1 protein-coding gene is annotated in these 4796 nt (G+C 70.6%); it reads right to left on the minus strand.

The window, feature by feature from the left end; all coding sequences use genetic code 11:
• Positions 1–219: 219 nt before the first annotated feature.
• On the minus strand, positions 220–4170 hold the full coding sequence (locus tag ACTIDRAF_RS0203585) for a Dyp-type peroxidase (protein ID WP_211215266.1): 3951 nt from the start codon (positions 4168–4170) through the stop codon (positions 220–222).
• Between the last annotated feature and the right edge of the window lie 626 nt (positions 4171–4796).

Below are 4796 nucleotides of genomic sequence, written 5' to 3' on the forward strand. Positions count from 1 at the left end.
CCCCGCCCCCCCCTGCCACTGGCGCCCCCGGGGCTCGCGCGGCAGCCGGCGACCCCCACCTGGCGACGCGAACCCGGCGCGCGCACTCCTCGCGGTCGTCCCGCACCGGGCGAACGGTGCCCACCGCGGAGTGGCCGATCACTCCCGGCGGAACAGGGGGCACCGGCCGACCCGCTGGCCCGGCCGGTGCCCGACGTCGTCAGCGTCTCCGTTCCGGTCTCAGCTCTCCGTCAGCACGCTGAGCGGACGCCGCTGGTGGGTGCGCTGGTGGGCCGGGAACATCGAGATGAAGAACTCCGACCAGCCACCCATCCGCACGCGCACCAGGTCGTACTTCTCGGGGTCGCGGCAGGCGCCCGCGAAGGTCTCCGGGTTGGCGCACGTCACCGTCAACAGGTTGGACCCCGCACCCGAGGCGAACTCGCGGACGACCCGGGTCAGCGCGTCCAACCCGAAGTCCTCCCGGATGTTGTAGTCGGTGGGGGCGATGTCCCAGAACGACTCGGTACCCGCCCCGGTCATTCCGCGCAGCGTGGTCAGGAAGTCGGCCTCCTGGTGGTCCACCGGCCGGTCGGCGGGGCTGGGGGCGGGGCTCAGGTCGGTGGCCAGCGGTTCGCCGGCCCGACGTCCCTCGGCGGAGGCGCCGCACATCGCCCCGAACTCCAGGTAGTTCTCGAAGGTCCCCACCCCTGGCTGGAGCTGGATGCCGAACGGGTGCTCCGGGCTCCCGTACCGCCGCGCCAGCTCGACCAGGGTCCGGGCGGTCGGCTGGGCGGGGTCGGTGAGGGTGCTCATCACGGTGGCGGAGACCCGCTGGAGGAACTCGTCCCCGAAGGCGTCGATCTCCTCGTTCCCCCGGCCGTACCGGGGCAGCGCCAGCGCGGCGGCCCGCAGGTCGCGGAACCGCTCGGCCCGCGCGGCGATGCGGCCCTCCCCGGCGAGGGTGCTGACGAAGGGCTCCACCATCGACTCGCCCCAGTCGCACATCAGCGCCTCGACCAGCTCGGGGAGCGAGGTCACGGCGGTCGTCTCGTCGAAGACCAGCTTCTTGACCGCCCACAGCGAGTTGATCGTGTTCGGCAACGCCGTGAAGCACGGCCCGATCACGTTGTAGCGGGCCCCGCCGGCGTAGTAGTCCATGCCCTTCTCCAGGCAGTCGTCGACGAGGACCGACAGCAGCGGGGAGGGGCAGACCGCGCTCATCTTCCCGTAGACGCCGAGCTGGCCGTCCACCTGCTTGGCGTACGACCAGGACAGGTGCTTGAAGAAGATGTCCAGCACCTCGTCGAAGGAGCCGATGTCGTTCGGCTTCGGCGAGGTGAACGACACCCGCTGCCCCCGGAACCACATCGGTCCGGCGGTCAGCCAGGACTTGCCCCGGTTGAGGGTGGCCTCCAGCAGCTGGAGTGTGTTGAGCCCGCCGAGGGTGAACCAGTTCTTGCCGACGAACTGGGGTTCGTAGCACCCGTCGCAGGCGTAGTCGCGGGCGACCTCGAGGGGGACCTCGCTGTTCCAGGCGTCACCGGCCTTCTCCCGCACCGGGGTGTGCTCACCGGTCTCCACACCGTCGCCGATCCCCTCGCCGCTGCGGACGAGGCCGGGGATGACCTTCTCGTCGTTGATCAGGATCGGGTGGGCGCCCCCGCTGAGCAGGGCCCGGGCCGCCTCCTCCGCGTACTCCGCCGGCATGTCCGGGCGCACCCGGAGGGACAGGCAGGGCGCGTTCAGCGGGAGCCGGCGCGCGGCACGCAGGCACAGCATGGTCATCCGGTTGTAGGCCGGGTCACCGCTGCCGGGCGCGTCGTTGGCCACGGTGCCGCCCACGGTGATCTGCTGCACCCACTGGTTGTTGGCCGCGCCCTGCGGGTAGTTCCCGGCGATGCCGCCCATCGCCATGTTGCCGTCGGGCTGGTGGTCGTCGACGAACATGCGGTTCCACAGGACGTTGCCGCCCAGCTTGACCCACAGGCAGTCGAGGATCTCCTGGGCCTGTTCGTCCTCGTTCGCCGCGCTGAGCACGCCCGAGGCGATGTCGGCCTCGTAGAAGGGCTGCAACAGTTGGTCCAGCCGCCCGATCGCCGTGGGCTCCCCGATGAGGTGCAGGCAGGAGTGCATGGTGAAGATCAGCTGGGCCGCCTCCAGCAGCGTCTCCGGAGCCTCGGTGGACAGCCGCCGCATCCGGGACTCGACCTCGGCGAGGTTGTCGCGTTCGGCCACCTGCGTAGCGGGCAGGGCCTCGGCGGTGGTGGCCGCGAGTTCGGCGAAGGCCAGGCAGTGGGCGCGCACGCCCTCCAGGGCCAGGTGCACGGCGGTGTAGAACAGCCGGGTGTCCTCGTCGTCGGCGGAGTCCCGCAGGGCCGCGACGTCCTCGGTGAGCCCGCCGAGACCCCGGGTCAGCAGCTTCTCGTAGCCGGGGACCACGTGTCCCACCCCCGAGGCGGGGCCGAGGTTCTGGAAGAAGTTGCCCAGCTTCTCGTCGTCCCGGGTGTAGTCGATGACGTACTTGCCCTGTCCCAGGCCGAGGGTGGGCATGCCGCCGACGATCAGTTCGAGCGGTTCGATGTGGTAGGTGTCGGCGCCGTTGACCCAGTTGCCCTCGGCGTCGCGCCGCCGCCCTCGGAACCCGTACTCGTCGCTGGCGAAGACGCTGCCGAGGCCGAGGCGCACGGTCCACCCCATGCGTTCCACCACCGACCGGCTCATGATCTCCTCGGCGGCCTCCGCGCCCAGTTCGCGGGTGAGGTAGTAGGACAGGTGCTCGGGCTCCTGCTGGACGCGGTCGAAGTACCAGTTGTCCTGCCAGCGGGAGAACGTCGCCGCGAGCAGTCGGAGCACCCGCTTGGTGGGAGGCAGGTAGTGGTCGCGGTCCGCGCCGGCGGCGGTGCTCATCTGGTAGAGCCAGTCGCGGTGGTTGTAGAACATCAGCCCGTTGGCGGAGCGCTCGGTGAAGTGCCGGTCGAGGCGGCTCCAGTCCATGTCGGGGACGTCGTCCCACCCGACCTCGTGGAGGTCGTCCAGCTCGGGCAGGTCCAGGCCCAACACCGTGGCGCTGGGCACGAAGTAGACGCCGCCGAGGTCGGAGTGGACGGTGGAGAGCAGCCGGTCGGCCATGTGGCCCTCGTGCGAGCCCACCTGGCGGTCCATGATGGTCTCCAGGACGGTGGCCCGCCGGGCGTAGCCGGCGAAGTAGACGCCCTGCTCGTCGCGGAGGCTGGCGCCCTTGGACCGCAGGTCGTTGTTCGCGGTGGCGTCGCTGCGGCCGTAGGGGAGCCCGAGCCGGAGCATCCGCATGGTGTCGCCCTGGGCGTCCTGCGCCCGGGCGCACTTGATGTGGCTGCGCTCGTCCCTGGTCGGGACGATGATGTCCTCCGAGGTGCGGCCGACGAGGTCCTCGATCTGGTCGGGGCCCATGTTGAGGATGTGTTCCCAGTTGAACGCGAACCGCTGCGCCAGCACGAACGAGGATCCGGCGTAGGCCGGGTCCTCGTTGCCGACGATCGTGTGGGTCTCCAGGGTCACCGGGTCCGTCGGGTTGTTGAGGTTCTCGGAGAACCGGCAGCCCAGGACCTTGCCGCCCAGCTTCTTCTCACCCGTCGCCTTGGTGTCGGCGCGCTGGTACTCCCTGCGCTGGGCGACGCACCCCTCCCGGTCGAGGAGGCGGGCCAACTCCTCGTAGACCTCGTCGCAGTGGCTCTCCTCATCGGACTTGAGGTGGAACCACAGGTCGGCGTCGGAGTCGACGAAGGTTCCGTTGGACCGCTCGAACACCGTGGAGGTGGGGGATCCGTCGGTCCTCGTCGCGGGCAGGTCGAACCGCATCCCGGTCGGGGGTTCCATGCCCTCGGCCGCGCAGATCTCGCTCCACAGGCGGAAGCCGACTCCGACCACGGCGGTGGTGTTGGCGGCACCGAAGCGGGTGTCGATGATCTCCCGGAGCGAGGACATGACCCGCCGCAGCAGCGCCAGGGTGATCTCCGTGCCGTCCGGCGCCCGCCAGAACGTGGCGAAGAGCGCGTGCGGGGAGGGGTAGACCAGACCGCGCTGGACGTGCCGCCACACCTCGTTGCCGCCGAGGACGTCCGCCGGGGGGACCGGGCGCGTGAGGGGAACATCCCGGGGGGAGGGAACCGTCGCTTCCGCGGGCTCGGTAATGGTCGTTGAATCAGGCAATTTTTCCCTTTCCGTGGGGAAACTCGGAAACGAAATGTCGCTCGGTCAGGTGGGTATCGCTCGTTCGACCGCATCGCGGTGCGCCGCGGAAGCGGAAAGCGCCACGCGCCGCCCAAGGCGCGCTCTGCCTACGGGGTTCACCTCCGCGCAGGACGGCCGGCGGCCACGCGTCGCGCCGCTGACCACGGAAGACGCGTGTGCTGACGAGTGAGAACCGTCCACCGGTTCGCTGGTCCGGAGCGCGGGGAGGAACAGGCAATGCGGCCGTTTCTGTCGGGTGACGGCGGGCGACGGCGGGGAACGGAAATCGCGGATGATGAGCGCCGCCGCCCCGGTGGGCACCCGACAAGATAGCGACGAGGAGACACCCCAACAATCACTCGGAAGTGGGAAAGAAAGGGGAAATTCCGGGTGTCCTCGATCGACGGTTCCAGGGATGGCCGTTCCGGCGAGAATTCGGTGGTGGGCGGGGTGCCGCCGCGCCGGCCACCGGCGTTCCCGCGCGCGGGAATCGGGGGAGCGGGTGCTGGACGACGAGCGGGCCCCGGCGGGGCCGAGGCCCGCTCATGCCCCGGGACGGCCGTGCGGCGGCCCCGGCGGCGGGGACACGCGCGGTGGTTTCGGCC

Origin of the sequence: Actinoalloteichus spitiensis RMV-1378 (genome assembly GCF_000239155.1) — a bacterium.
Lineage (GTDB): Bacteria > Actinomycetota > Actinomycetes > Mycobacteriales > Pseudonocardiaceae > Actinoalloteichus_B > Actinoalloteichus_B spitiensis.